22 protein-coding genes are annotated in these 26335 nt (G+C 72.3%); 20 read left to right on the top strand and 2 right to left on the bottom strand.

Annotated features, from left to right (window positions below):
* The first annotated feature begins 7 nt into the window (after nt 1–7).
* The 14 genes from ABT093_RS19830 to ABT093_RS19895 all read left to right on the top strand — a co-directional run bounded on the left by ABT093_RS19830 (nt 8) and on the right by ABT093_RS19895 (nt 14334).
* The gene (locus tag ABT093_RS19830) at nt 8–523 is read left to right on the top strand and encodes a hypothetical protein (protein ID WP_350565945.1); all 516 of its coding nucleotides are present in this window, start codon (nt 8–10) and stop codon (nt 521–523) included.
* Nucleotides 524–757: 234 nt separating this feature from the next.
* Entirely contained in the window at nt 758–2185 is a 1428-nt protein-coding gene (locus ABT093_RS19835; protein WP_350565947.1) for a hypothetical protein, read from the top strand.
* Between the two features lie 174 nt (nt 2186–2359).
* On the top strand, nt 2360–3142 hold the full coding sequence (locus ABT093_RS19840; protein WP_350565948.1) for a hypothetical protein: 783 nt from the start codon (nt 2360–2362) through the stop codon (nt 3140–3142).
* Between the two features lie 69 nt (nt 3143–3211).
* Complete coding sequence (locus tag ABT093_RS19845) at nt 3212–3931, top strand: hypothetical protein (protein ID WP_350565950.1); 720 nt, start codon at nt 3212–3214, stop codon at nt 3929–3931.
* Between the two features lie 385 nt (nt 3932–4316).
* The gene (locus tag ABT093_RS19850; RefSeq protein ID WP_350565952.1) at nt 4317–4667 is read left to right on the top strand and encodes a hypothetical protein; all 351 of its coding nucleotides are present in this window, start codon (nt 4317–4319) and stop codon (nt 4665–4667) included.
* A 137-nt stretch (nt 4668–4804) separates the two neighbouring features.
* Nucleotides 4805–5482, top strand: coding sequence for a hypothetical protein (locus ABT093_RS19855; RefSeq protein ID WP_350565954.1), 678 nt, complete (start codon nt 4805–4807; stop codon nt 5480–5482).
* Nucleotides 5483–5501: 19 nt separating this feature from the next.
* Complete coding sequence (locus ABT093_RS19860) at nt 5502–5978, top strand: hypothetical protein (protein ID WP_350565956.1); 477 nt, start codon at nt 5502–5504, stop codon at nt 5976–5978.
* A 121-nt stretch (nt 5979–6099) separates the two neighbouring features.
* A complete protein-coding gene (locus ABT093_RS19865; protein ID WP_350565958.1) occupies nt 6100–7827 on the top strand; it encodes a ParB/RepB/Spo0J family partition protein in 1728 nt (575 codons plus the stop codon).
* A gap of 444 nt (nt 7828–8271) precedes the next feature.
* On the top strand, nt 8272–9300 hold the full coding sequence (locus ABT093_RS19870) for a phosphoadenosine phosphosulfate reductase (RefSeq protein ID WP_350565960.1): 1029 nt from the start codon (nt 8272–8274) through the stop codon (nt 9298–9300).
* A 133-nt stretch (nt 9301–9433) separates the two neighbouring features.
* Nucleotides 9434–10456 carry a single stranded DNA-binding domain-containing protein gene (locus ABT093_RS19875; protein WP_350565962.1) on the top strand — a complete coding sequence of 341 codons (1023 nt, stop codon included), beginning with the start codon at nt 9434–9436 and terminating at the stop codon, nt 10454–10456.
* Nucleotides 10457–10538: 82 nt separating this feature from the next.
* Nucleotides 10539–11258, top strand: a complete 720-nt coding sequence (locus ABT093_RS19880) for a hypothetical protein (RefSeq protein WP_350565963.1) — start codon at nt 10539–10541, stop codon at nt 11256–11258.
* Between the two features lie 162 nt (nt 11259–11420).
* Nucleotides 11421–12668, top strand: coding sequence for a winged helix-turn-helix transcriptional regulator (locus ABT093_RS19885; RefSeq protein ID WP_350566083.1), 1248 nt, complete (start codon nt 11421–11423; stop codon nt 12666–12668).
* Between the two features lie 263 nt (nt 12669–12931).
* A complete protein-coding gene (locus tag ABT093_RS19890) occupies nt 12932–13855 on the top strand; it encodes a replication-relaxation family protein (RefSeq protein ID WP_350565965.1) in 924 nt (307 codons plus the stop codon).
* A 35-nt stretch (nt 13856–13890) separates the two neighbouring features.
* On the top strand, nt 13891–14334 hold the full coding sequence (locus ABT093_RS19895; protein WP_350565967.1) for a hypothetical protein: 444 nt from the start codon (nt 13891–13893) through the stop codon (nt 14332–14334).
* Nucleotides 14335–14559: 225 nt separating this feature from the next.
* Here ABT093_RS19895 and ABT093_RS19900 read toward each other — a convergent pair whose 3' ends face one another.
* Complete coding sequence (locus tag ABT093_RS19900) at nt 14560–16269, bottom strand: hypothetical protein (protein WP_350565969.1); 1710 nt, start codon at nt 16267–16269, stop codon at nt 14560–14562.
* The gene (locus ABT093_RS19905) at nt 16266–16730 is read right to left on the bottom strand and encodes a hypothetical protein (protein WP_350565971.1); all 465 of its coding nucleotides are present in this window, start codon (nt 16728–16730) and stop codon (nt 16266–16268) included. The genes ABT093_RS19900 and ABT093_RS19905 overlap by 4 nt, the downstream gene beginning before the upstream one ends.
* 867 nt (nt 16731–17597) lie before the next feature.
* On the opposite strand from ABT093_RS19905, the gene ABT093_RS19910 reads away from it, so the two are divergent.
* From ABT093_RS19910 to ABT093_RS19935, 6 genes are read left to right on the top strand one after another with little or no spacing between them, the layout of a single operon-like run.
* Complete coding sequence (locus ABT093_RS19910; RefSeq protein ID WP_350565972.1) at nt 17598–18689, top strand: hypothetical protein; 1092 nt, start codon at nt 17598–17600, stop codon at nt 18687–18689.
* On the top strand, nt 18686–19015 hold the full coding sequence (locus ABT093_RS19915; protein WP_350565974.1) for a hypothetical protein: 330 nt from the start codon (nt 18686–18688) through the stop codon (nt 19013–19015). Before ABT093_RS19910 ends, ABT093_RS19915 begins: the two co-directional genes overlap by 4 nt.
* A complete protein-coding gene (locus ABT093_RS19920; RefSeq protein ID WP_350565976.1) occupies nt 19012–19644 on the top strand; it encodes a hypothetical protein in 633 nt (210 codons plus the stop codon). The genes ABT093_RS19915 and ABT093_RS19920 overlap by 4 nt, the downstream gene beginning before the upstream one ends.
* Entirely contained in the window at nt 19641–22232 is a 2592-nt protein-coding gene (locus ABT093_RS19925) for an ATP-binding protein (protein WP_350565978.1), read from the top strand. The genes ABT093_RS19920 and ABT093_RS19925 overlap by 4 nt, the downstream gene beginning before the upstream one ends.
* Nucleotides 22229–25225 carry a hypothetical protein gene (locus ABT093_RS19930; protein WP_350565980.1) on the top strand — a complete coding sequence of 999 codons (2997 nt, stop codon included), beginning with the start codon at nt 22229–22231 and terminating at the stop codon, nt 25223–25225. Before ABT093_RS19925 ends, ABT093_RS19930 begins: the two co-directional genes overlap by 4 nt.
* Before the next feature lie 2 nt (nt 25226–25227).
* Entirely contained in the window at nt 25228–26331 is a 1104-nt protein-coding gene (locus ABT093_RS19935) for a C40 family peptidase (RefSeq protein ID WP_350565982.1), read from the top strand.
* Nucleotides 26332–26335 lie beyond the last annotated feature (4 nt).

Consider the following 26335-nt stretch of genomic DNA (forward strand, 5'->3'; position numbering starts at 1 on the left):
AGACCCCGTGAACCTCGACGACACCCTCTTCCTCTGGCAGGTCAACGTCAACGAAGGGCGCGTGAGCGCCGCTGACGCCCTCATCGCGGCGGCGCCCGCGCTGCGGCTGCAGGACGGCTGGCAGGCGGGTCAGGAGTCCGCCTCCGCCTCCATCGCGGTGGCCGGGACGCTCGACGGCGGCCAGGTGGTCGCCCTGGTCACCTGCCCGATGCACGTCAGCGTCATGGCGCTCGGCCTGTCCGCCGCGAGCGCCGACCGCCTGGTCCGTGCCGCGCTCGACATGGAGACGATCGACTACCCCTCGCCCACCGGCCGCGTCACCGGTCTCGGGGCGCTGGACACCAGCGCCCTCGGGCCGGGCGAGCACCTGGCCGTCTCCCTCTCCCACCTGACCGACGGCCGCCCCGGCCCCATCGTCAAGCTCTACGCGCACGGCGTGGCCGACGTCGACCTGGCCCAGCTCACGATCCCCGCCGCCGTCCGGTCGCTGGCCCGGCTGGCCGCAGTCCCGACCACCGCCTGACGCTTCACCGGCGGCCGCCGTCCCCGAGAGGCAGGGGCGGCGGCCGCCGGGGCCGATCGCGCACCCGCTCCCCGCGCCGCACGGCCGGCGCGCATCCTCCCGCCCGGGCCAGGACCCGCCCGCGGAGAGGACCTCCCGGCCGCCGGCCCCGTTCACCCGGGACCTGCGACCAGGCTCCTTCCCCTCCTTCGAACCCGGCGCCGGCTGCCCGCGCCGGTTGGAGCGCAACCCGTCATGACCTCCAGTCAGCTTGTCCTGTTCAACGCCGATTCCTTCCCCGAGCCCGAGCCGTGCGGCACGACGGTCGTCAGCTGGGGCCTCGGAGCCGACTCCACCGCGATCCTCCTGCGGTTCCTGGAGAACCCGCCCGCCTACGGTCTGCGGCCCGACCTGTCCGACCTGATCGTGATCACGGCCATGACCGGCATGGAGTGGCCCGACAGCGTCTCCCTCGCCGAGCAGCACGTCCTGCCGTTGCTGCGCGCACACCGCGTCCGCTACGTGCAGATCGCCCGCGGCGGGCACTCCATCGCCCGGTCGGGCGTCGAGATCCTCTCCGACACCCGCGCCCCCACCCGCATCCACACCTCCGGCCGGTGGAGCCTGCTGCTGGACCTGAGCGAGTCGGGCACCGTGCCGATGTACGGGGGCAGCCGGCTGTGCAGTGTCCGCGCCAAGGGCGAGCCCCTGGACCTCTGGTTCAAGCAGAACCTGCACGGCCCCTACCGGCACGTCGTCGGTTTCGAGGCCGGCGAGGTTTCCCGCACCCGGGTCGACATGTCCTTCCCCAAGCCCGGCCGCAGGCCCTGGTACCCGCTGATCAACTGGGGCTGGGACCGCCCCGCGCTGCTCGCCTACCTCAAGTCCCGCCTTGGCGTTTCGTACCCGAAGAGCTTCTGCTGGGCCTGCCCCTACCCGGTCAGCGCGGGCTCCCTGCCCGACCACATGGCCCGCTCCAGGCGCTTCCCGCGGCAGATCGCCGAGGCTGCGCTGCTGGAGTACACCGCGCAGGCGCTCAATCCGCGCTTCACCCTGTACGCGAAGTCCTCGCTGCGGGAGGAACTGCACCGCGCCGGCAATTCCACCGCGCTCGACCTGCTGGCCGAGCGGCTCGACTCCGAGCCCTGGAGCATCTACGAGGTCCGCCGCGTGCTGGCACCCGGACGCTCCGAGCACTGCAAGACCTGGCACGGCCCCCGGTGCGCGCGCTGCCACAAGCTGGCCGTCGAATCCGGCGCGCCCCCTTCCGAGTTGCCCCGCTGCAAGGTCTGCCAGGCCGTCAGCGGGGCGCGGTGCCCGCGGCGGGACCCGCTCTGTTCGGACCCGCAGGTCAAGGGCAACGTCTGGCGCTCGGTGCGCCGGATCGGCATCCTCAGTCGCCGCCAGGCCCTCGCCGACCTGGAACGCTTCGCCGACCGGCCGGGGCGCGCCCTGGAGCACGTGGCCAGCACGGTCCCCGGGTACGACCTCGGCTTCGACCGGGTGGTCACCGTCCGGCGCGCGGACAGCTATCCGACCCGGGAGCGCCAGTTCGTCACCGCCCCTGCGACGGTGCTGCCCAAGGCCAGGGCAGGCTTCGAGGCGGCCTGGCGGGCCGCGGCCGGCCCCGCTCCCGGTGCCGGTGCGGAGCCGGTCGAGGCGGGGCTGCGGGCGGCGGTGTAGCGGTCGCCGCACCCGGGGCGGCAAGCCGGACGGCGAGGCCTCCCGCCTGGGGGTTGGCTGATGCGAGAGTGTCGACCAATCCCCATTGGATGCATTTTTCATGGTAGTCTTTCTCTTGTCAGGCCGGGTGGCTCCCGGAAGGCAATCGAACCACCCCGAAGCGAAGGACTGCCCGTGCCCACTGCACTCTCCCCCGCCCATCCCCTCGCAAGGGCGCTGCGCCGAAGCGGCGTGCCCGCGAAGGCCGTGCACCTCTCCGACGACTACAGCGTGGAGATCGAACTGGGCGTGAGGATCACCAGCCCGCGCCACCCGTCGCACCGCGTGTTCCTCCTGCACCCGCAGGAGGTTCCGGATTATCCGGCGTACTTCCGCCTGTACCTCCGGCCGAACTACCCGGACCACGCGGTGCTGTGGATGCTGACGGACGCGCACCACGAGGTCGTGGACTCCGGGGCCTGGGAGGTGCGCACCGCCCGGCAGGCCGTCCGCCAGCACACCCGAACCACCGCCGTACTGCGCGACTGGCTGCGGAAGGAGCACGCCGTCGCCACGGCACCGCCCTTCCCGCCGTTGGAGAAGCTGATCGGCGAAGAGACCAACGGCTGGATGTGGATCTTCACCGCCACCGCCCACAAGGTTGCCGAGGCGCTGGTCAACGGGCTGGTCTCGCCCGACGTCACGCCGCAGGACCTGGCCCGGGTCTACCCCGACTTCACCGAGGAGTACGGCCTGCTCGGCCCCGAGGGATGGGAGACGGGGATCGACATCCTCCGGGCGTTCGCCGACGGCCAGGTCTTCGAGGACCACCACCCGGCCCCCTCCGCCGCCTACCGCATCACCATCGGCTGCGACATGGTCGAGCGGTACGGCCCGAGCGCGCTCACCAGGCTCCAGGCCGGTTTCGGCGGAGACCTCGTCACCGCCGCCCGCATCTTCCTCGCCCGCACCCGCTGACCCCCAGCCGGGCTGGCGGCACCCGCCCGCCAGCCTGGCCCTCCGCACCACCGAAAGCGAAGCAGACCCATGAACACCACCCCCGAGCACGAGACCCGGCTGCACGAGGCCTTGACCGCCGCCCTGGAAGTGGCCGGGATCCGGAGCGAGTTCTGGCACACCAGCGGCGGCTACACCTGTCTGAAAGTACCGGTCGGCCGCGCCGAGATCTGCCTGACCGACATCAACGGCCACGTGAGCCGACCGCTGTCCGATTACAGCGGATTGGCCGTCTACTACTACCCGTTCTTCGAGCACCAGGGCATCCGCCTGTACGAGTCTCCCGACCTCGGCATTCGGCGCGACCCGACCCTGTTCGAGCGGGAGGCCTCGGCCGCCATCAAGGCGATCCAGCTGTGCCGTCAGCTCTGCCAGACCCGGCGAGGCCTCGCGGAGGAGGACCGGCGACTACGGCTCGCGCCACCGCAGCCCACCGAGACCCTCGCCCGATTTCACCGTGACGCCACCGGCAGGACCACCCTGACCGTGGCCACGAACTTTCGCCTGACGGCGGAGGAGATCCGGGCCACCCTGGCGTGCCACTTCGAAGTGCCGTGGGAGGAGAGTGACGACCTTCCGGAGATCACCCTGCCCGAACTGCTGGACATCCTCGCCACGCACGCGCAGCCGTGCGTGCACGGCTTCTGCGCTCCACTGAGCCGCTTCGCAACGAGCAACTCCAGCCCGACCCGCCAGTGGGCGGCCGAGCAGGTCCGCAGCCTCCTACCCTCCTTGAGCTGGGAGGAGTGAGGCGGCGGTGGCCCCGGCCCGAAAAGCCGGGGCCACCCCAACCCGGACGCTCCGAACACCATCAGGCCCATCGCCGGGCGAGCAGGAGGCCGTCGTGCGCCTGGCGCAATCCACCCGGGCGGGACCCCTCGGCCGGCGTGCGGGGTACGGACGCCCAGCGCGTGGCACGTGCTGCTGGGCCCCGGGCGAGGAGGCGGCCCGTGCCGCGATCCGGCTGGCCCCTGCCGGACACCTGGCGATCGGGAACGGCCGCCTCACGTTCCAGCCTGGGCGAAGGCCGCTCTACCTCTTGATTGAATGCATTATTCATGGTAGTCTTTTTCTTGTCGGGCCGGGTGACTCCCGGAAGGCGATCGAACCGTGCAACAGCACCACCGAAGGCCCCGTGTCGCTTGCCGACGCAACCCGTTTCATCCTCACCGACGCCACCGAGGCGGACCTCGCCCGCGTGAGCGCGGCTGTCAGGGACCGCCGCGACATGATGGCCAAGGTCCGCGCGGCCGCCGTCGTGGTCGAGGCCCGCGTCACGACCCGCAACCTCAGCCCGAAGTACCTCATCGGCCTCAGCGGCACCGTGGCGTCGATCAACCGCGACCGTGCCGATCTGGACCTCGACGAGGACTCCACCGATCAGCTGCGGTGGACCCGCCAGACCAAGTTCAAGGTGCCGCCCGGCACCAAGAACTTCCGGCTGCGCGGCGTGCCCCTGACCTGCCTCACCGTCGCCACCGACTGACAGCCACCCCCCGAGGGACCGGCGGCCGGGCCCACCGCGCGTGGGCCCGGCCGCCGCCCACCGGGCGAGTGCACCCGCTGCGCCCCCGCCACCGGAGGCCTCCCGCCTCCCGTCACCACCGAACACAGGGGAGGCCCATGCCCACCCTCACCGAGCGCCAGATCGCCGCACTGCACACCGGCGCCTACCTCCTGCCCGCCGACCCGGCCTGCCCGGAGAGCTTCCCCGTGCTGGCCGCCGCCGGATTCCGTGTCGGCTTCCAGGTCCAGGACGACGGGACTGTCTACGTCGGCATCGACGCCCAGGACGCCGAGGCCTCGCTCCGCACCCCGGACGGGAAGCTGCGCGGCATCGAACTGGACGCGCCCGGCTGCGCCCGGAACGTCCGCACGCGCGGACTCCGCTCCTGGACGCGGATCTGGCGCCGCCTTCTCGGCCGGCGCGCCACCAGCCCCGGTCCGACGCGGCTCCATCTCATGCGGGACACCGCCCTGGAGTCGCTGATCGCGGCGGCTCACTCCGAGCTGCACCGCCGCGCCGTGCTGGCGGCCGCCGAGCACCTGGCCGAGGTGTGCCGTGAGCGCGGCTGGCCCGCACCCCGCGAGATGCGCAGCCTCAGCACCTACGACGAGTGCGACGGCAGGATGTCGTGGTCGCCGAACGGCGTGGAGGTCCTCGGGGTCGACCACAGCCGGCGCACCGTCGACTTCGGAGCCTTCCTGTCCGAGGCCAGCGAGCACCAGGAGCCGCCCCAGGACGCCGCCCTGGTGGTCACCCTGCTGCCGTCGCCCGCCTTCCACATCGACCGCTACTGACCGACCGGGGGGACCGCCCATGCCCATCTCCGCCAGGCTCCGCGCCAAGTTCAACCGCACCGCCCGCTTCTGGCCCGCACGGCGGGCCGAGCCGGGGACCCTACCGGCCGTCACCGTGGCCGGCGTCATGGTCTTCGTCTACGTCGACGAGCTGGGCCAGCTGCGGGTCAGTATCGACCTGGACACCGTCCACCCGGCCCTGGTGGAACGGCCGGCGGAACGCGGCACCGTTCCGCTGCGGGTCGACGTCCAGGACGACACCGTGTTCTACGAGCCGTCCGAGCGCGCCGGTGCGTGCGCCTGGGCGGTCCCCGGCCGGTACGGCAGCCTGGAGCTGTTCGCCGACGACTGGGAGGGCGCCGAGCAGGCCGCGCGGCGTCGCGGCAGGCCGCTGCTGCGCCGGCACGCCGGGGAGCGGCACTGGGTGATGACGGCGGACTGGGGCCACGAGGAAACGGCGGCTCCCGAGGCGCTGCCCGGTGGTTCGCCGGGCTGACACGCCGCCCCTGGGAGGCGCCGAACCCGCTTGGTTCGATGCATTTTCCATGGTAGCCTTTCTCTTGTCAGGCCGGGTGGCTCCCGGAAGGCAATCGAACCACGTAAGGACAGCACACCGCATGACCATCACCGTTCCCGAGACCGTCGACACCGAGCCCCGCACCCCCGACGGCCTGCGCTACCGCAGCGTGGGCGAGCTGCACTACCTGGACCCGCGCAAGCTCGTGCTGGACGAGTACAACGTCCGCACCGAGGACGTCGCCCCCGACGAGGCGATGCTGGCCTCCGTGGAGGCGGACGGCGTCGAGATCCCCCTGATCGTCCGCCCCTTCCTGGACGGCACCTACGGTGTCGTGGCGGGCCAGCGCCGCATGCTCAGCGCCCAGGCCGCCGCCCAGAAGTGCGTCGACGAAGGACGTGAGGACGACATCCTCGCCGTCCCCTGCATGGTGCGCGCCGACCTGATCGGGCAGTCCGACGAGGTCGTCGCGGCCGCCGTCGCGAAGTCCCTCCAGGAGAACCTGCTCCGTCAGGCGATGACCCTCACCGACGTCGTCCAGGCCGCCGAGCAGCTGAACCTCCTCGACCTGGACGACGCCGCGCGACAGAAGGCGGCGACGACCGCCGGTCTGACGGTGGAGCAGGTCAGGAACGCCCACAAGGCAACCGGCCTGCCCAAGGAGGTGAAGCAGCGGTCCGCCCAGTACGAGTTCGACCTGGAGGAGCAGATCGCTCTCGCCGAGGTCGCGGACGTGCCGGGGGCGGTCGAGGACCTGGCCAGGGCCCGCAAGGAGGACGTCCGGTCCGGCTCCAAGGACAGGGGCCACTGGCAGCACGCCATGCAGGAACTCCTCCAGGAGAAGGAGCAGCGGGCGGCGAAGGCCGCGATCCGGGCCGAGTGGGCGGCCAGGGGGCTGGTGGAGGTCCACAAGCGGTCCTGGTACGAGCCGGGGAGCACGGACCGGCTGCTGGCCGACCTGCTCGACGGGGAGGGCAAGCCGCTCGACGCCGAGCAGCACAGTGCCCAGTGTCCGGGTCGGGCCTTCGCCCTGGATTGGTCGGGGGACGTGGTGTTCGCCTGCGCCGACTGGCGCGCCAACAAGCACAAGCGGGCCGACCTCGCCCCCAAGCCGGGGCAGCTGACCAACGCTCAGGTGGCCGAGAAGAACGCGAAGGAGGCCTCCGCCCGGGGGGTGCGCGGGAAGTTCGTCAAGAAGCTGGTCACGGAGAAGCTGTCGGACCGTGCCGTCGCCCTGGCCATGCAGGTGGTCACCGAGATGCCGTCCTGGTACGCGGATGCCGTCTCTCCGGGCAACGCCAAGCTGCTGGCCGCGTTCTTCGACGAGCCGTTCAAGGCGGAGGTGTACAAGCGGCCCCGGGGCTTCTTCAACGGCCTGAACGCCCGTCTGCGGCGCCAGCGCCGGACCTTCAACGCGGTCTTCGCCCAGGTCGCGATGGGCTTCGAGCTTCACATGAGCCGCAAGAAGCACTGGGCCGTGGCGGACGGCTGGACGGCCGAGTGGCTGCGCTTCCTGAAGGCCGAGGGGTACACCCTGTCGGCGATCGAGAAGGAGATGGTGGCCGCCGTCGAGAAGAAGGAGAAGGCCGAGGCGGCCAAGTCCAAGTCCCGGCCGAGTACCGAGGCCGCGCTGCCGGAGCAGCCCGGCCGGGAGGACGAGGAGGAGACCGGGCTGGAGCAGGCCGGGCACGACCGGGGCGACGGGGTCCAGGAGGAGCCCGAGGCGGACGGCGCGCCGAGCGCGGGGGCGGAGGAGCGGGCTGGCTCGGACCCGGTCGGAGGTGACGAGGTGCCGGACGGCCAGGAGGACCCGGCACCGCAGGCGTAGGGGTACGGGGCGGGGCGGCAACGCTCCGCCCCTCGCCTGCCCGGCGGCGTCGTGCGCCAGCAGCAAACGCAGAACGGCGCTGCCCTTTCGGGTCCCTTGCGGGAGGGGGCTAGCCCAGCGCCGTTCCAATCGAACCTTCACGAGGAGGGGGAGCTGAGCTCAACCCCTCGCGGAGGCACTTAAACCATAGCGCATCCGGAGAGCCGGCGGCGGCGCCTCCGTGAGCGGGCCGGGCCCCCGCCGGCGTCCGTGCCGGGAGCGGCAGCCCTCCGGTCCGCTCGGGCCGCCTTCCGAGCGGCCGTCCCGCCCCGGCCGCGGGCCCGCACCCAACCGGTCCCCGGGCCGGGTCCCGAGCGGCAGCTCCCGGGTCCTCGCCTCACCGACCCCAAGTCCTTCTCTTCCGGCGCCCGCCCGTGCGCCCTTCCACACTCCCTGAGGAAGCTGATGAACAGCATCACCACGATCACCCCCGGCCTGGTGCCGGATCTCGCCGACTACGACATCATCTGCGGCAACCTGTCGGGCGGCGCTGACTCGCGCGCCATGCAGCACGCGCTGATGGAGGCCGCCGAAGCGGCCGGCGTCGCCGACCGGGTCTGGACGTTCCACGCCTCGCTCGGCCCGATGGAGTGGCCGTCGGTCACCTTCGGCGGCCGCCGCTACGCCAGCGTCGCCGAGCTGGCGGCGCAGCAGAGCAGCGAGTCCGGTGTTCCGCGCGAGCGGCACATGGAGCGCACCAAGATGCGCGACGACGGTGCCGGCGGTCTGGAGCCCTACGACCTGCTGACCTACGTGGCGCTGTACGGGCGGTTCATGCGTCTGGGGACGCGCTACTGCACGAAGGGCTTCAAGGAGCAGCTGGAGGAGTCCTCGCACACGCCGGAGATCCAGCGGCTGCGGCCGGTGCTGGGCCGGCCGGTGCGGGTCCTGAAGGTGCTGGGGCTGCGGGGTGAGGAGTCGAGGGACCGATCTCGGCGGCTGTCCTACCGCACCGTCAAGTCGAACTCAGCGCGGCATGTGGACGAGTGGCTGCCGGTGAAGGAGTGGTCGAAGGAGCGGGTGCGGTCGCTCCATGCGGAGCAGGCATACGAGTGGCACTGGTGCTACGACTCGGAGCCCGGGGCGCTGGACTGGCTGGGGTCTAGCCGGTGTTCGTGCTCCAGCTGCTTCCTGGCGAGCCGGCGTGACAGCCTGCTGGGGGCGCGGCGGCGGCCGCGGATCGCGGAGGCGATCGCCCTGGTGGAGGAGGTGCGGGGCGACACCTTCCGACCGGACGTCAGCATGGCCGATCTGATCGCACTGTCGAGGCGGCCCGGTGCGCCGGCGCCGGGGGTAGTGATCGAGGACGAGGGGCCCGAGTTCGCGCGCATGATGGAGAAGCTGGTCTGGGCACTGGAGCAGGAGCCGCGCCGGCTGCCGGAGCTGTCGGTTTCCGCCCCGCCGCGCCGTTTGCTGCCAGTGGTCGATCTCTGACGCAGGCAGGTGCCGGAATCCGGATGGGTTGGGTCTCCCACACCGGGACTCAATGACTAATTCATGGTAGCCTTTTTCTTGTCATGCCGGTTGGCTACCGGAAGGCGATCGAACCATACGCAAGGAGACCGTCATGTCCTCGACCAGTCCGGCCACGGCCGCCAAGGTGCACCCGGCCCAGCGGCAGCGGGACACCTCGGACGACCTGTTGGTGCTGAGCCTGCGGATCTCCGAGCGCTCCGGCGCGGTGTCCACGCTGACGATGTCGGTTCCGGCCCCGCACCTCGACGCCATCGGATGGCAGCTCGCCCATCTGGCCGCCTACATCGGCGAACTGCGCAAGACCGGCCTGGACCCGAACGGCGAGGACGCATACGCGTTCTTGAGCGCCCGAACGCCCTGGAGCTGGTTTCCGTGGCAGCCGCTGCACGACACCCGGGTAACCTGCCAGCTCGACGTCCTGCTCGGCCCGCTGGACGAGAGCGGCTGGCCCGCCATCTCGCTGGTGATCCTGGAGTCCGAGGACGGCAAGTGGGGGTTCTCCCGCAAGCGGCTGCGCCAGGGCGCGTCGGCGGTCGTGGGCGTCGCACTGACGGAGATCGACGGCGCGCACTCCCATCTGTGCTCGCAGGCGTCCCGCGACCAGGAGGAGGAGACCGTGCGGCGCCGGGACGAGGCCAAGGCCCTGCTCGCCGAGGTGCGGGAGATCCACGGGCACGCGCGGGGCAAGAGCAACTCGGAAGGGGCACGCAAGGCCCGGGCGGCGCTGCACCAGGCGCTCGACCACGAGCCCGGCACCTCGTCCTTCGCCCAGCTCGACCCGGCACCGGACCGCATGGAGACCTTCACCGGCGCAATCGCGGCGATCGACTCCCGCACCAACGACGCGGGCGAGACCGCCGTTCTGTTCACCATCGCCCACGAGCAGGGCCGCACCGGAACGGGCGGCTACGAGGTGCCGGACAGGCTGCGGTGCACGGTGCGGGGCCCGGCCGCGAAAGCGGCGGCCTCCCTCCCGCCCGGCCGCCGCGTGATCGTGGTCGGTCGCCTCGCCCAGCAGGTATACGTGTCCAAGCAGCAGAAGATCCCGCGCAGCCTCATCACCTTCGACGTCCACGCGCTGGGCCCCGACCTGGTCGACCCCGGCCTCTCCTGAACCGGGGCGGCGCCCGCCACGGCGCCGCCCCACCCCGCCGGCCCCGTCCAGGGCGGCCCACCCCTCGGCAAGGAACCCCATCATGTCGCAGCCCCACCGCATGCCCGGCGGAGTCGACTGCCTCGACCTGGCGCGCGCAGTCGGTGCCCACCTGCCGGCCAGGCCCGGCCGGACCTGGCGCAGCCGGCGGGAACCCGACGTCACCTTCCGCGGCCACGAGGCCGCCTCAGTCGGCGACGGACAGCGGTCCCTGCTGCTGGCGGCCCTGCCGGAGGGCGTGGCCCTCGCGCCCTGGCCCGCCGCGGGCGGCGGCTTCGCCATCGCGGGCGGCGCCGGCGCCCTTCCCGAGCGCCTGACGAAGGCCGCCGTCCGCTCGCACCTGCCCCGGCTCGACGCCGGTCTGGTCCGAGCCCTGTCCGAGGAGCAGCAGGCGAAGGCCGCCGGCGACCTCCTGCGGGACCTGGCGGCGGCCGTGCCGGGCCGATTCGTGCGGCACGTCGGACGGCAGTGCCTGGTCCTGGACCTGCCCGGCGGCCGCCTGACCGCTCGGGTCGATCCCCTGTCGCTGGAGGTGGCGCTCACGGCCGGCCCGGCCGGGACCCCGGGGGTCGGCGCGCCGCCGGCGGCCGGCTCCCGGCCGGCCTGGGCGCCCGTACCCCGGCTCGGACAGGCACCGCACGGGCTGCGTCCGCTCGGCCCGAGGGCGGCAGCTACGGCGGTGCCGTCGCGCAGGTGTGCGGCGCCGACACGCCGCGGCCGTGGGGGTGCAGGGGTGAATTCTTCCGGCGTCGGCTTGGTCTGACGCGCCGCCCGACCTGGCCGCTTCCGGCTTCGGCGGCATCGCGGAGGCTGCGGTCGGCGCACCCCGAGTAGCTTCGATGTAAAATTCATGGTAGACATATATACGTCACTCCGGGCGACTCACCCGTCTCTCACTCCACCTTCAAAGGGGGAAATCGTGATCATGATCGGCCGCAAGGTCATCGACCGCGACAGCCTGGCCGACATGGCCGGCTGGAACGCCCGCTCACTGAGCAACAAGGGCGCCTACAAGCATCTCGACGTTGTCGCCGGCGGCGGCCGCGGCTCCAAGGAGCTCTACGACCTGGAGCAGGCTGAAGCCCTCGCCCGCAACCTGCAGATGCAGAAGAACAAGAAGAAGGACGAGTTCGTGAGGCAGGAGGCAATCCCCAGCCTGCCGGACTACGACAGCTACTTCGATGACGAGCTGCGGGGCATGATCCGCAGCTGGCTCGACGAGGAAACCGAGGACGGCACCATCGTCGCCCTGGAGCCCGACGAGCTTGACGTCATGACCGAGCAGGACCTGAGGGACTGGGTCAGTGGCCACGAGCTGCTCTCCCTGGAAGAGGCACGGATGGCGGTTCCGCTGGACCGCCGGCCGACGAAGTCGACCTGGGAGTCCTACTACCGCGGCAGCAAGACCTCGCTGCCGGACCCGGACCGCACCTTCTACGGGGTGGACTTCTGGTTTCGGGCGACGATCGAGCGATGGAACGAGAAGGAGCGGAATGCGGTGGGATTCAACGCAGGCGCCCACCGTCCAGTCGGCAAGAAGAGCAGCACCTGGACTCCCGGCCCGGCCCTGCTGGAGCGGCGCGCAATGGTCAAGGCGCTGTACTACGAGAACCCAAAAATGACGGTCGCCGAGATCGCGGACGCTGTCGGGGTCCACCCTCGCACGGCGTTCCGCTACCTCCAGGACGGCTCCGGCCCGAGCTTCGCCGACAAGGACGAAACAGAGCGTCGGCGCTCCGCGGTGCGCGAGCTCGCCGAGGCCGAGCCGGGCATCACCGGCGCCGAGATCGCCCGGCGCCTGGGCATCGGCCGCACCACCGCCAACCGGTACCTCAACGAGCTCGGCCGGGAGAGCGCCCGCCCCCAGGACAAGGCCGCCGAGCGCCGGGCCCAGGCCACCAAGATCCTGCAGGAGAACCCGGACCTGACGGACGAGGACCTGGCCGCACGCCTCGGGGTGACCGCCGACACCGCAGCGGCTTACCGCCGTGACCCCAGCGAGCCGACCGGCCCGACGAAGCGCGAGGAGGCGGAGCAGCGGCTGGCGCGCACGCGGAAGCTGCTCGCGAAGAACCCGGACCTGGAGGCAGACGAGCTGGCCGCGATCCTCGGGCTCAAGCCGGTCACGGCCGAGAAGTACCTGCGCGAGGCCCGGGGGCCGGAGCAGCCGTAGGCAAGCCGGCCCGACGCTTCTCCACCGGAGCGAGCCCGGCGGCGAGTGGACCGAGAATCCGCTGGCCGCTGCTCCCTGAATCCGTCGCCGTCTCCCCCGACGTAGGCGGCGACAACCTTGGAGGCCGTACGGCCACCAAGGACGGACACCTTGGAGGCAGGCGTTACGGACTCGTGCTCCGGGACGCCCCTGCCTCCAAGGTCTCCACCAAGGGTCGCGGGATTGAGTGGCGTGTTCCGCTCCGAATCTCAAGGAGGTTCCTGGTGAACCCGACCTTCGCGCCCAGCGCCCTGGCCTACATGGCCCTGGCGGCGCTCTACCAGCACCGCTCCGCCACAACGTCCCAGCTCCACGAGATGCTCTGCCCCAACAAGGACATCAGCTACGTCCGCCAGCAGTTGCGGATGCTGCGCAAGGAAGAACTGGTGGAGGCAGTGACGCTGCACCAGCCGCGTACCGCCCTGCTGCACTACCTGACCGACCGGGGCCGGTCGGTGGCCGCGGAGCTGCCGGAGGTGAGCGACCGCACCAGCCCGCTGCAGAACCTGGCCGACGTGACGGCGCGGATCCTGCTCCCGCACTCCCAGGCGGTACTGGCCGCTCACCTCGCGTTCCTGGCGGATGCCCGCCGGCGGGGTGACGACTACGGCCCGCTCGACTGGGCGCCGGAGACCATGCACCGCCTGTCCGACCGCAGCAAGGCGGACGCGGTGCGGGCGGACGCGCTGATGCGCTACACGGCCAACCGCCCGGACGGCCGGGTGCACCTGCGGGCCTTCGTCGAGGTCGACCGGGCGACGTACGGAAGCGAGAAGCTGACCGGCAAGCTCACCGCCTACGCCCGCTTCTGGCAGTTGCGCCCCTTCCAGGGGGCGGGACGGCGGCCCACCATCGAGAGCTCCCAGGCCGCGCCGCTGTGGACGGAGTACTACCCGAAGTTCCCGCGGCTGCTGTTCGTTCTCGCCGGAGGCTCCCGGAGGACCATGCTCAACCGTATCGAGGACCTCCAAGCCGCCGCGGGCGGCCACCGGCGGGTCGTCGAGATGCTCCAGGAGGTCAAGGCCGGCGCCGCCCTGCTGGAGGAGATCAGCCCGACCAAGGAGCGGCCGGACCTCAGCCCGTCGTCTCCCGCGTGGGTGTCCCTCACCGATCCCGACCGACCGGCCTGCGGCTGGATGGACCTGTAGCCCAGCTGTCCGAACCACCGTCCGAGGAGAATCCCGTGCCCCAGGCCCTGCCGATCGACCCCGACGGCACGGTCGAGGTCATCGCCCTGCCCGACGACCGGGCCACCCGCGACCGCTCGATCACCTCCCGCTTGTCCGGGCCGGCCGCACCCGGCTGCTACCACCGGCAGGCCACGATGCACCTCCATGACAACGGGCAGCACAACAGGCTGCCCGACAACCCGATCGCCACCGCGCTGGCGTGCGTCTGGCGCGGCCTGGACATCACCAACGACGCCACGTACTTCCTGCCGGGCCGGGTCGTCATCACCTCGGTCGACGGCGCGTCGGACCTCCCGCCCGACCTCGTCGGCGAGGCCCTCGCGGTGACGGAGGCCGTTCACCTGCTGCTCGCCAACGGACGTACGGCTCCCTGGGGCGAAGTGCTGAGAGCCGCCAGTGCCGCCCGGGAGGGCGCCGGGCGCAAAAAGTCCGCTTGAGCGGGGCCACGGGCGGCCAGGGCCGGAAGCGGACGGCCGGATGCGATTCGCGCCGCCGACCGGCCCCGTTCCGCCGTCCGGGCCCGGCTCCGGCCGGGCCATCGCCATCTGCTCCCCCCCTCCCCGATCCGCACGACAGCAGCACCGAGACAAGCCGATGCCCTCGCCCCGTACTCACGGGGCGAGGGCATCGGCGTTTGCGCCCGGCCGCCTGGCGGCCACCGTTCAGCGGGCGAGTGCCCGCTGGAGGTCGTCCAGGCAGTCGGGGCACATCGCCAGCGGAGGAGGCGTGCCGCGGCCTGGCCGCCCGCACACCCCTGTCCCGAGGCCTGCGGGCCCGGGTGCCTGGCACCGCCAGGTCACCGGCCCGGCAGTGCCGGCCTGCCCGACGGCCACCGGCACGTCGGCCGCGGCCCCGGCGCCGGCGGCGTCCTGGTCCCCGGTCTGCTCCTCCAGGCGGCGCCGGGCCGCCTCGGCCTGACGCTCCGTCTCCCGAAGCCCGCAGGCCCGGCACTCCTCACCGGAGGCGAGCAGGACTCCGCGCTCGCAGTCGGGCCGCTCGCACTCCTGCCGGCTCAGGACCGTGGCCAGGAATCCGACGGCTCCGCGGATCTCGCCGCTGGCAACCCGCTCCGGCGCGCCGGCCCTCCACCAGCCCGCGTTGATCCTGGCCAGCGCGTGCTCGGGGGTACGGCCCGCCGACAGCAGGTCCCGCACCGCACGGCGCAGCGGCGGCACCCGCAGCGCGGGGTGCTTGCTGACGCCCAGGGCGTCGATGGCCGCGAAGACGGTCTCCTCCCCGGGGACGGGGCGGGAGGGTGCGGTGCGGATGGTGGTGCGGGGCTTCTTGGTCCGGTCGGCGGCGGAGCCGCCACGGGCGGCGGGCTTGGGGGCGCGGGCCGCGCGCGGCTCGCGCGCCTTACCACCTGTACCAGCCCTACGGGCGTCCGGAAGGGGCTCGCCGTCACGGTTCTCACTACTTCTATTAATGGTATCCGCGTGGTGGGTAGACCCCCGTCCGCCTGATGGGTAGACCCCCGTCCGCGTGGTGGGTAGACCCCCCCTGTCCGCCTGGTGGGTAGACCCCCCGGTGAACTGGGCGATCTCCCGGTCCTCGCGGACGGCGGCGCGGGCGCGCCACAGCCGGCCGTCGAGGAGGGCGTAGCTGGAGGGCAGGCGCCCGCCGCCTTCGTCCTTGGGGGCGTACTGCTCCTTCATCAGGAGGACGCCGTCGGCGCGCAGCTGGGCGAGCGCGTCGGTGACGGCGGTGCGCCCGAGGCCGGTGCAGGCCATGAGCTCGCGGATGGTGGGCGGGCGTTCGGTGATGGCCCGGCTGATCAGATTCACGAAAGAGGCGATGGCGGCGTAGACGGCCTTGTAGTTCGGGGTGCGGCAGCCGCAGGTCGCGATGCGGGCGTCGAGCTTGATGAAGTCGATGCCGGGGGTCCGCAGGACGCGGGGTACGGGCCGGCCGTCGGCGCCGAGCAGGGGGTGGGTCTGGGGCGGGTTGGCGGCGCGTTCGAGGACCTGACGGGCCCAGCGTTCGCGGTCGGTGAGCCGGTAGAGGTTGGCGTCGGCGGCGCCGGGGTGGTCGGGGTTCTGCTGGGGCTGGACGATCAGGACCTCACGGCCGACCAGGTCGGCGACGGCGCGGTCGAAGGTGTTGGCGCTGCGGCCCATGCAGGCGGCGACGGTCCTGCGGTAGGGCAGCAGGGCGTGGCGGCGTTCGGGGGACCAGCCGGCCACGGATTCGGCGGTGAGCGTGGTGTGGTGCTCCATGTCGGCGAACGCGGCCAGGGCCATGTAGGCGGTCTTGCTGGTGGCGGGGCAGGAGGGGTCGCGGGCGATGCGGACGTCGAACTCGATGTAGTCCAGTCCGTTGCCGTCGAGGGTCCCGTCCGCTCCGGTGGACAGCTGGACGAGGAAGTCGGTCACCGCTGCCCCGTTCGGTTGCCGGTGCCGGGGGTGCCGACGGGGGCGGTGCCGTTCGGCTGGTGGATGACCGTGTTGAAGGGGTCGTCAGTCTGCGTCACCGTCAGCGCGTTGCGGTCAATGTCCGCGATCGCGGCCTGGACGACGGTCACGAGGAGTTCGGAGGCCTGGCGGGTGTAGGGGTGGTGCTCGCCGAACGCCAGGAGGCAGTCCTCGATGAGGCCGTTCGCCCAGAAGCGGGCGATGTGCAGGCGCCCTTCGCTGAGGACGACGAGCACGGCCTCGTACTCGCCGCAGTACCAGCGCGGGGGAAGGGGAGGGCACGGCGGGCAGGCCGGGAGCGCCGGAGGCAGGGCGACCGGGGCGGTCCGCGTCCGCTGGCGGTGAACGAAGGCCACCGCGGTCAGCACCGCGGCGGCGGTCGGGACGCCGAGGGCGGACAGCAGGATCGGAAGGGGCGGCATCGCGGACGGCTCCTCGGTTCGTACGGGTTCGATGCCCGAGGTAACCCCGCGACTGTTGGTGCGGAGCTTGGTGCTGAGGCCCCTTCCGGTAACGGCTGTACAACTCCGCGTTCCAGGGATTCCGGGATGTCTTGGCGGTCGGCCCTGCGCTTGTGCCAGCGGCGGGCGCCGCTGCGCAGGGCGGGTCGGTGTTGCGCATGCGCAATGGGGTGATTGCGCATGCGCAGAGCGAACGCCTGTGCGCATGCGCGGCGCGGCGTCCCGCGCCTCCCGTCGGATGATCTTGCGCAGGAGTCCGCTCCACCGCCCGGGGTGAGGCCGGGCGCCGGGACGTCCGCGGGCGCGGCACGCTGCCCAGCGGCGCCGCCCCGCTCCTGGGGAACGGCTGCCGGGAACGGGCTGCGCAAGGGCACCTCTGCGCGGGAGGGGTACCGGCTGTCACCCCGCAACGGGCGGCCGTCCCCGGACGCGCCGGCCCCGGGGCGGGCCACCAAGGCTGGCGAACCGGGGGTCACCCCCGTACCAAGGTTCGTGGCCCGCCCGAGGGGCCGTCACCAAGGTTGGCGGGCACCCGGAGGGGCCTCCACCAAGGAATCGGCCGGTGCAGGGAGAGGGCCACCAAGGTTTCCCGGCGGCCGGGCCGGAGGGCCACCAAGGTATCCGCCGCCGGCCCCCGCCCGGCCACCAAGGTATCCGGGCGGTCCACCAAGGAATCCGCGCAGGCCAGCAAATCACCAGGTCAAAGCATTGGTGATGGCCGTTGTGGAGGTGTTACCCCAGGGCGCTCTCCCACCAAGGGTTTCACCAACGGTCGCGGGGTTTCCTCGGTCGCCTGCTGATCCGCTGACGACCTCCCAGGAGACCTTCGTGAGTCCTCTCTTCAACCGGCGCGACCGAGCGCCGGCCCCCGCCCCGATCGCCGACGGGGGTGAACTGCGCCGGGCCCGTGCCCGGACCGGCCTCCTTCGCGGCGGCATCCTCGCCTCGATCGCCGCCGGGCCGCTCGCCCTCGCCCTCGCCGTCATCGGCGTGCAGACCACCTCTGCCGCACCGGCCGCCGCGCCCGCAGTCCCCTTGGCGATCGCGCCTCCGACCGGCTACGCCGAACAGTTCGTCGACCTGTGGCTGCGCAGCTCCGGCGACAGCACCGCTTCGACTGCGCTGCGCGCAATGGCCCCCGGCGTGGACCTGCCGCGGCCGAAGTCCACTGCGCGCCTGACTGTCCAGAAGACGATCGCCGTGCGCAGCCAGCCGATAGGCGGGCGCACCTGGCAGGTGACGGTGGCGGCCACCGTCGTGGTCCCGCCGGCCGATGCGCAGAGCGGCCAGCCCACGCCGAACCCTGCGCAGAACGTTGCGCAGGGCTCTGCGCAGGGCAGGGGCACCCAGCCCGGGACGACGGAGGTCCGCTACTTCGCGGTCCCGGTGGCGATGACCCGGACCGCCGGCTCCGGCGGCGCGCCGGACGCCCTCGTGATCTCGGCGGCCCCCGCCCAGGTGGCCGCTCCCTCTTCGCTGTCCGGGCCGGACCCGGCGGTGCCGGACTACGGCGCCCAGGTCGGTGACGGGCTGTTGCGGGAGACGGTCACCGGCTACCTCAGCGCGTACCTGACGGGTGTCGGGGACAGCTCCCGCTACCTGGCGCCCGGCGCGGCGATCCCGGCTCCCGGCTCGACCTACACCCAGGTCACCCTCAAGGCACTCGCCACCACCACCTCCGTCCTGGCCTCGCCTGCCGACGGCTCGGTCCTGGTGGTCCAGGCCGTCGTCCAGGCGACGGACGCCTCGGGTGACTGGCCGCTGGTCTACCCGCTGCGCCTCGTTGCTCGTGCCGGCCGCTGGGAGGTCTCGGCGCTCGCGCCGGTCGCCGTCGCCACCGTGCCGGGCTCCGCCTCTCCCTCCGGCGTGGCGAGCCCGCCGTCGCCGTCTCCCTCCTCCTCGAACGGAGCGCGGCCGTGACCCAGCTCGCCGGACCCCTGCAGAACATCGGAAACAGCTGGGCGACGACCCTCGTCGGCTGGGTCGCCAGCGGCCTCATGATCGGCCTGACCTCGATCGTGGTCGTTCACGCGATGCGGAAGATGTCGATCAAGGCGGCGATCGGCGGCGTGATCGGCCTGGTCATCTGCTGGAGCCTGTTCGACAACCGGATCTCCTTCTCCAACATCTTCCGGGACGAGGTCCAGGAGACCAAGCCCGCAGTACCCGCTCCCTACCTGGGTGCCGGCGAGCTTCCCCGTGAGGTGCCCGGCGGTGTGTTCACCGGACAGCTGGGCCGGGCGTGAGCAGCGCCGCGCGTCCCCGGATCGGCCGCTCCTACACGAAGGCCCGTCGGCATCCCTGGGTGCTGGGCAAGATCGGCGACTGGCGCCTGCCCATGGGGCCGTACACCCCCCCGCAGCTTGTGGTGGCCGGTGTCGGGGCGTTCGTTCTGGTCAAGACCGCCTCGTGGTGGGCGCCGGTGCTCGGCCCGCTGCCGCTGGCGGTGTGGGCGGCGGCGATCTGGGCCGCGCGGCACTCACGGATCGCCGGCCGGTCGCCGTTCCTGGTGCTGGCCGACGCCCTGTCGCTGGCGGTGTCCCCCCGGGCCGGACAGATCGGCGGGCGGGCGGTGCGGCCGATCCGCCCCGTCGTCCTGGCCGGCGCCGGGTTCACCTTCGAAGGCGCCGCCGGGCACCAGGGCCTCCCCGAGGAGGCAGGCGCCCCGGCCGCCGCCCCGGCCGGGGCGCACGGCGGGGAACCGGCCGAGGAGCCGGAGCCCGGCCTCAGCATCTTCGAGCCGCGTCCGCCCGGTCCGGACCCGGACCCGCTGCCGGTCCGGACCGCGGCCTCCGCACCGGCCCTCACCCCGCTTCAGCAGATGCTCGCCGCAGCCGCGGCCATCCACTCCGCACAGAAGGGAGACCCGTCGTGAGGGTCGCAGCGTTCCGCCATCTGTCCGGCCACCTGATGTGGTCGACCACCGGCACCGTCTGGGGCTTCTGGCGCGTGGAGCCGATCGGCTCGCGCTACTCCTCCGATCTGGAGCGCCAGGAGGTCCTGCGCCGGGTCACCTCCCTGGTGCGGTCCCTGACGGGCAACGCCCGGCTGTACAGCCTGTGCGCGCGGGTCGAGGCCCGCGAGGTCTTCGATCGGGTCGTCGCCGGCATAGACCTGGACGCCAACCCCGGGACCCGAGAGAGCGCGGCCGCGGCCGCGTTCATGGTCGACGACTCGGAGATGCACCGCCGGACCCTGTGGCTGGCGCTGCCGCTGCAGGTGCCCGGCCGGGCCGCCCAGCTCACCCAGGCGGGCGGCTCCGTGTGGGCGACCCTCGGGGAGCAGGCTGGCCTGCCCGTCGCGCCGGTGCCCGTCAGCGAGGTGCAGCTATATAGGGGAGTGGCCCGGCAGGTCGAGTCGGACTTCGGCGGCGGGCTGCAGGTGCGCCCGGCCCGGCCGGCCGAGGTCGTCTGGATCCACCAGCACGCCGTGCATCGCGGCCAGGTCGAGCCGCTCCTGGCCGAGGCCGAGCACGGCCGCCGCTTCGAGGGCAAGGTCGTCGGCGCCCGGCTGCGCAGCCCCGGCTACGCGAGCCTGGGCCAGGTCCGGCTGCTGGAGGCCGGACAGGAGCCCGCAGCCCGCCGCAAGGAGTCGGGCGGCTGGCGCAACTGGTTCGCCTCGCGCTTCGACGGCGGCGCGCTGTCGAAGGTGTGGCTCCAGGTGGAGACCGAGGACGGGACCGGCTACCAGGCGCACCTTGCTCTGGAGGAGATCCCCGAGGCCGTCGTGGAGGGTTCGGCCGACATCCTGGCGCAGCTGGAGCTGCTGCCCTACCCGGTGGACGCGGTCGTCGACCTGACGCTGGTCGACAGTGCGAAGGCCAAGCGGGCGATCGCGAAGAAGAAGGCAGAGCTCAGCGACCAGGCGGACCAGTGGGCGGCTCATCCGACCGGCACCCCGGATTCGCTGCACGGCGCGGCCGAGATCCTGGGCGAGCAGGAGGCCCGGCTCGGGCGTACCTCGGTCGAGCTGGAGGTTCAGTCCCGCACCGTGTTCACGGTGTGGGGGTCGACCACGCAGCTGTGCGACGACCGGGCCCGCGACCTGAAGGGCCGGCTGGGCGGGGCGGACTACCGGGCGATCCGGCCACGCGGCGGGCAGGTGAGGATGTTCCAGTTCGGGCTTCCGGGCGCCGGCCCTGCACTGCGGGCCCGCGAGTGCACCCAGTTCCAGTTGTCCGAGGACTGGGCGATGACCGGTCCGCTGACGGTCGGGGAGGTTGGCGACGACACCGGTCCGATGATCGGCCGGTCGCTGGACTGCGGCACGGTCCGTCCGGTGCACCTGGACCTGGCCTCCGCTCCTGGCGCCAACATCGCGGCGAGCCTGGCGGTCCTCGGTGACCTCGGGTCGGGGAAGTCGGTGATGTTGAAGAAGGTCACGTCCGACCTGATCGACCGCGGGCACCGGGCGATCGTCATCGACCGCACCAACCACCGGGAGTACGCGCACTTCGCGCGTACCGCCGCGCCGGGGCGCCACCAGGTGATCGACGCCGCCGATGCGACGGTCAGCATCGACCCGCTGCGGGTGCTGCCGACGGCGCAGGGTGAGGCGGCCGCGCTCAGCTACCTGCTGCTGCAGACGCAGATGGAGGCGATGTCGGCCGGCGGCGCGGCGCTGAGCCGGGCTGTGAAGGCGGCCGCCGGCTCGCGGCACCCGCACATGGGGCTGGTGCTGGAGGAGCTGCGGTCCATCTCGACCGAGGGCGGCAACCGCGGTGAGGCGGCCGCGGACGTCCTCGACCTGCTCAGCACGGTGGCCGACGCCCGGCTGGCCCGGATGGTCTTCGACCAGTCGCTTCCGGCGCTGAGCATGTCCGCCCTGACCGCCGACCTTGTCGTGTTCACGACCAACGGCCTGACGCTGCCTCCGAAGGAGGCCCTCGGACGGCCGGAGGTGCTGCGCACCCAGCCGCTGGAGGCGCTGATCGGTAGGGCGGTGCTCTACCTGATCGCCGCGATCAGCAGGCACATTTCGTTCTCGGACCTGCACCGCTTCGCCGCTGTGATCTTCGACGAGGTGTACTGGCTGACCTCCTCCGCCGAGGGCTCCGCGCTGATCAACGAGCTTGCGCACGACGGGCGCAAGCACAACGCGGGCTGGTGCGCGGGCGGGCACGACGCGCTGGACCTGGGCGACGAGACGGTCCGTGGTCTGATCGTGCAGCGGGTGCTCGCGCGCACCACCGACGATGCCATGGCCCGGCGGGGGCTGGAGTTCCTGGGCCTGCCCGACGACGACGAGACGCTCGTCCAGCTGGTCACCGGCGGCCTGTCCCCGCACGGCCAGGCCAACCGCGCCGGCGAGATGCTCCTGCGCGACACCCGCGGCCGGATCGGCCTGATCCAGGTCCTGATCCCGAATCTGCCCAAGTACGACGCGATCTTCACCACCCCCGTCAGCAAGCGCCCGGCCGCCGGGCGCGGCGCGGGCCAGACCAGGAAGTTGGCGCTTCGATGACCGGCCGCCTGATCCCCGAGCCCCTGGCCCGTACGGCCGGCCGGTTCGTCTCGCGTGCCCGTAGGGCGGGCGCGGCCTGGCGGCGCCTTCGCACCTTCGCCGCCCTGTACTGGCCCGGCCGGCGCACCGTGCTGATGACCCTCGGCATGACCTACCTGTTCACGGCCGCAGGCACGCAGTCCGCGTTCGCCGCGGACGGCGAGCGCGGCGGTGTGCTCGCTCCCCTCAATGTGCTGAGCAGCGAGGGCGTGCCGCTCGACAACTACGACCTCAAGTCCGACAACGGCGGCACCACGGACATCCGCAGCCACGTGTGCAACCTGCTGCTTGGCGGAGGCTTCGCTCTGGTGCGGCTGCTGGTGGGCCTCATGTGCTGGGCCATTCAGTGGATCTGGGACTTCCCGATCGTCAGCACGCTGATCGAGACGGCCCAGGGTCTGCACTACGAGTTCTTCCAGATCCTCGGCAACGACCTGGGCATGTACGGGGTGTTCATGGCCGCAGGCGTGGCCTTCGGCTGCCTGCTGATCATGCGAGGCAAGGTGGGACGCGGGGCCGGCGAGATGCTGATCACCCTGCTGCTGTCCACGATCGTGCTGATGCCCGCGTTGACCCCGCGCGCGGTGCTCGGCGAGCGGGGCCCGGTCGCCCAGGCGCAGCAGGCGGCGCACCAGGCGGGCGAGCTCGCGGCCGGGGTGAACGGGCCCGATCCGGGCTGCACCTCCGACCAGGACAAGAAGGACCCTTCCTGCCCGATGCGCATGATGCTGACGAAGAGTCTCGTCGTGCAGCCCTACCAGCTGTTGCAGTACGGGATCATCCCGGACCCCGGTTCCAGCAGCGCCAACGAGAAGGCGCTGGCGGACGTCCATTACCGTTGGATTCACGGCCAGATCAAGGGCAAGGACAGCAGCGACTGCGGGATCTCCTGGCTGCCGGGCAACAACGCGATCTGCAAGGACACCTCGTCCTGGGACGAGCTGAAGTCGGAGCTGAAGAAGCACGGCGACGAGGGCAAGAACGCCTACAACTTCGCGGTGAACAGCAACTGGGACCGGGTGGGCGGCGTCGGGTTGGTGCTGCTGGCGGTGCTGCTGATAGCGATCGTGGTGCTCGGTATGGCGCTGGTGCACCTCGGCTGCCAGTTCGCCGACGTGATCGCCGCGTCCCTGACGGGCGCCGCCGGGGTCTGGGCGATGCTGCCGGGCGGGAACCGGGCCGCCTTGTGGAAGTGGCTGGGGGTGTTCCTGACAAGTGTGGTGACGGAGTTGGCGGTCTCCGTGATGATCCCGCTGTTCGCTCTCGGGGCCAACAGCATCCTGACGAACCAACAGGACACGGTCATGATCCAGCGCCTGCTGATCATGGACGCCTTCGCGGTGGTCATCCTCGTCTTCCACAGACGGGTGTTCGCCGCCGCCAGCCGGCTGGGCGACCGGTTCGCGAACCGCATGAGGTTCGCGCGGATCGGCGGCTCGCTTTTCATGGGCGAGAATTCCGGGCTCGGGCTGGCCATGTCGCAGGCGCTCGGCCACCAGGGCCTGAATTCGGGCGGCGGGTACGGCGGCCTGCACGGCGGGCTCGGATTCGGTGGCGGGTTCGGCAGTTCGGCGGCTGGCAACTCGTCGCTGCTGCGCCGGGCCCGTATCGGTGAGGGCCTGGCCGCGCTGGCCGATCCGGGGCTGGGCAAGATGAACGCCGCCGCGATGGCGGCCGGCGCCTACGGGGAGGTGCGCCGCGGCATGGCCGCGCTCGCCCTGCCGGTGCGGGCGGCCCACCAGCTGGCGGTCGGCAATCCGCTGCCGCCGCACAAGCTGGCCCGCCGGCTCAAGCCCGTCGGCCAGGTCGGGCCCTTCGGCGGGGCGATCCAGCCGCCGCACGGCGGCCCTCACGGTCCCGGCGGAACGGGCGGGCCCGGGCGCCCTGGTCGTCCCACCGGTCCGGGTGGGCAGTCCGCCCCGATCATCACGGCCGGCGGCCGGCAGGTGCTGATGCCGAGGGGCGGCGTCACACCGCTCGGGCACGCGGTGCACAACCGGCTCCTGAACACGCGAGCCGGGCGGATGGCCCTGCTCGCGGGGAAGGCCGGCAAGTTCGGGTGGGACGTCACCGCCGGGGCTCCGGCCACGCTGACCCGGCTCAACCGGGCGGGCGGCATCCTGCGGGACCACGCCGACCAGCAGTGGCGGCACTACTCCAACGTGCGCAAGGCCTGGTGGAACGACGAGAAGGCAGGGTTCCTCAAGACGGCGCAGACCGCCCAGGGCGTCTACAACACCGTCAAGGGCGCAGCCCGGCACCAGTACCTTCAGGCCGCCGTCATGGCGGACACCCACGTGGCCCCGCTGGTCGACGGTATGCGCAGCATGTACGAGTCGGCCCGGGACACCGTCTCCGTGGGATACGACCTGGCTGTCGGTGACCCCTTCCAGGAGCCGAGCGAGGGGGTGCGCCACTACGCCCCCGCCGAACACGGGCAGGTCTGGGAGCACGCCCGCGACCGCGGCGGCGAGTATCCGTTCTACGCGGTCGATCCCATCACTGCCGGAATCGACGACGGCACCGCCGGCGGCGCGGACAGGGTTGTCGTGCACGCCGGCCCGGCCGACAGCGGGCCGTCCAACGTCTGGGGGGCTCTGGGGCCGGACGTCGCGCCTCCGGCAAGCCCGGTCGTTCTGGTCGAGGATGATCCGAATCTCATGGTCGACCCCATCACAGGGGAACTCGTCTACGGCCTCCAGATCCCGTCCGGCCCCGCGCCCGCCCCGACCCCGGAGCCCACCGTGGTTCCTGATCCTGCAGATCCGGTGGATCCCGCCATGGACCCCTCGGTCCTTCGCCGGGTCAACCCTCGGCTGATGGACCCGGACCCGGGGCGGCGCTCGCTGGAGGCCTGGCGGATGCGCCGTCACCTCGGTAGCACCGGCGATGCCGCAGACCCGGGCGGCGGCGACGGCGCGGGCGACGGCTTCGACGGGGGGCTGGACCTGTGAAGGTGTTCCGGCATGTCCGCCGGCTCGGCTGCCTTGGGGTGCTGATGGTGCTCGGGCTGCTCTCCCTGTCCGTCATCAGCATGATCGACGGGGCGGACCCGGGCAGCACCGCTCCGCTGGGGATGATCAGCGACATCCCGGGCCGGATGGTGCAGGCCTATGTACGGGCCGCCGGGGCCGTGCCGCAGATGGTCCCGGCCTGCAAGGGGATGTCCTGGCAGTTGCTGGCCGGCATCGGCAAGGCCGAGTCGAACCACGCCTCCGGCCACCAGATCGACCCCGCCGGGCTCATCACCCCCTCGATCATCGGCCCCGTCCTCAACGGCTCGGGCGCGGGCGGCAACACGACGGCGATCCCGGATTCCGACGGCGGGAAGTGGGATGGCAACAGCCAGTTCGACGCAGCCGTCGGCCCGATGCAGTTCCTGCCGTCCACGTTCGCGGGGTACGCCGCCCGGGTCCGCCCCGAGGGCGGGGCGAACCCGAACCACGCGGACGACGAGACCCTGGCCGCCGCCCTGTACCTGTGCGGCGACGGCCGGGACCTGACCGACAACGCGCAGCTGAGGAAGGCGGTGTACAGCTACAACGCCTCGAACGCCTACGTGGACGAGGTGCTGCGGTGGGCTGGCCAGTACGCCGCGCTGGGCGAGCAGGCGCCGACCGGCGACGTCCCGGACCAGGTGCGGACGGTGATCGAGGCGGCCCGCAGCCAAACGGGAGTCCCCTACTCGTGGGGCGGCGGCTCTGCCAGTGGCCCGACCACGGGGATCTGCTGCTCGGGGGGCGGCCAGGACGGCCGGCTGGTGACGGGCTTCGACTGCTCCGGGCTGATGATCTACGCCTTCTCGAAGGTCGGCGTCCAGCTCCCCCGTGTCGCCTCCGACCAGGCGAACGTCGGCCAGCGCATCCCCGCCTCCGCCGGCGTCAGCGCCCTCCAGCCCGGCGACATGGTCTTCTTCGGCAACTCCGCGCAGGGCATCTACCACGTCGGCCTCTACATCGGCGGCGGACAGATGATAAATGCCCCAAAACCGGGTGATTCAGTCAAACAGGCTGCGGTCTGGAATTACGACTTCGCGGGCGGCGCCCGCGTCCTGAAATGAGAGA

This window comes from Kitasatospora sp. NPDC002551 (assembly GCF_040296005.1).
GTDB lineage: Bacteria > Actinomycetota > Actinomycetes > Streptomycetales > Streptomycetaceae > Kitasatospora.

Excerpts from the sequence above, each read along its gene's own strand:
- ABT093_RS19835 (WP_350565947.1), top strand. The coding sequence starts at position 758 with ATGACCTCCAGTCAGCTTGTCCTGTTCAACGCCGATTCCTTCCCCGAG.
- ABT093_RS19845 (WP_350565950.1), top strand. The coding sequence starts at position 3,212 with ATGAACACCACCCCCGAGCACGAGACCCGGCTGCACGAGGCCTTGACC.
- ABT093_RS19855 (WP_350565954.1), top strand. The coding sequence starts at position 4,805 with ATGCCCACCCTCACCGAGCGCCAGATCGCCGCACTGCACACCGGCGCC.
- ABT093_RS19860 (WP_350565956.1), top strand. The coding sequence starts at position 5,502 with ATGCCCATCTCCGCCAGGCTCCGCGCCAAGTTCAACCGCACCGCCCGC.
- ABT093_RS19865 (WP_350565958.1), top strand. The coding sequence starts at position 6,100 with ATGACCATCACCGTTCCCGAGACCGTCGACACCGAGCCCCGCACCCCC.
- ABT093_RS19870 (WP_350565960.1), top strand. The coding sequence starts at position 8,272 with ATGAACAGCATCACCACGATCACCCCCGGCCTGGTGCCGGATCTCGCC.
- ABT093_RS19875 (WP_350565962.1), top strand. The coding sequence starts at position 9,434 with ATGTCCTCGACCAGTCCGGCCACGGCCGCCAAGGTGCACCCGGCCCAG.
- ABT093_RS19880 (WP_350565963.1), top strand. The coding sequence starts at position 10,539 with ATGTCGCAGCCCCACCGCATGCCCGGCGGAGTCGACTGCCTCGACCTG.
- ABT093_RS19885 (WP_350566083.1), top strand. The coding sequence starts at position 11,421 with ATGATCGGCCGCAAGGTCATCGACCGCGACAGCCTGGCCGACATGGCC.
- ABT093_RS19905 (WP_350565971.1), bottom strand. The coding sequence starts at position 16,730 with ATGCCGCCCCTTCCGATCCTGCTGTCCGCCCTCGGCGTCCCGACCGCC.
- ABT093_RS19930 (WP_350565980.1), top strand. The coding sequence starts at position 22,229 with ATGACCGGCCGCCTGATCCCCGAGCCCCTGGCCCGTACGGCCGGCCGG.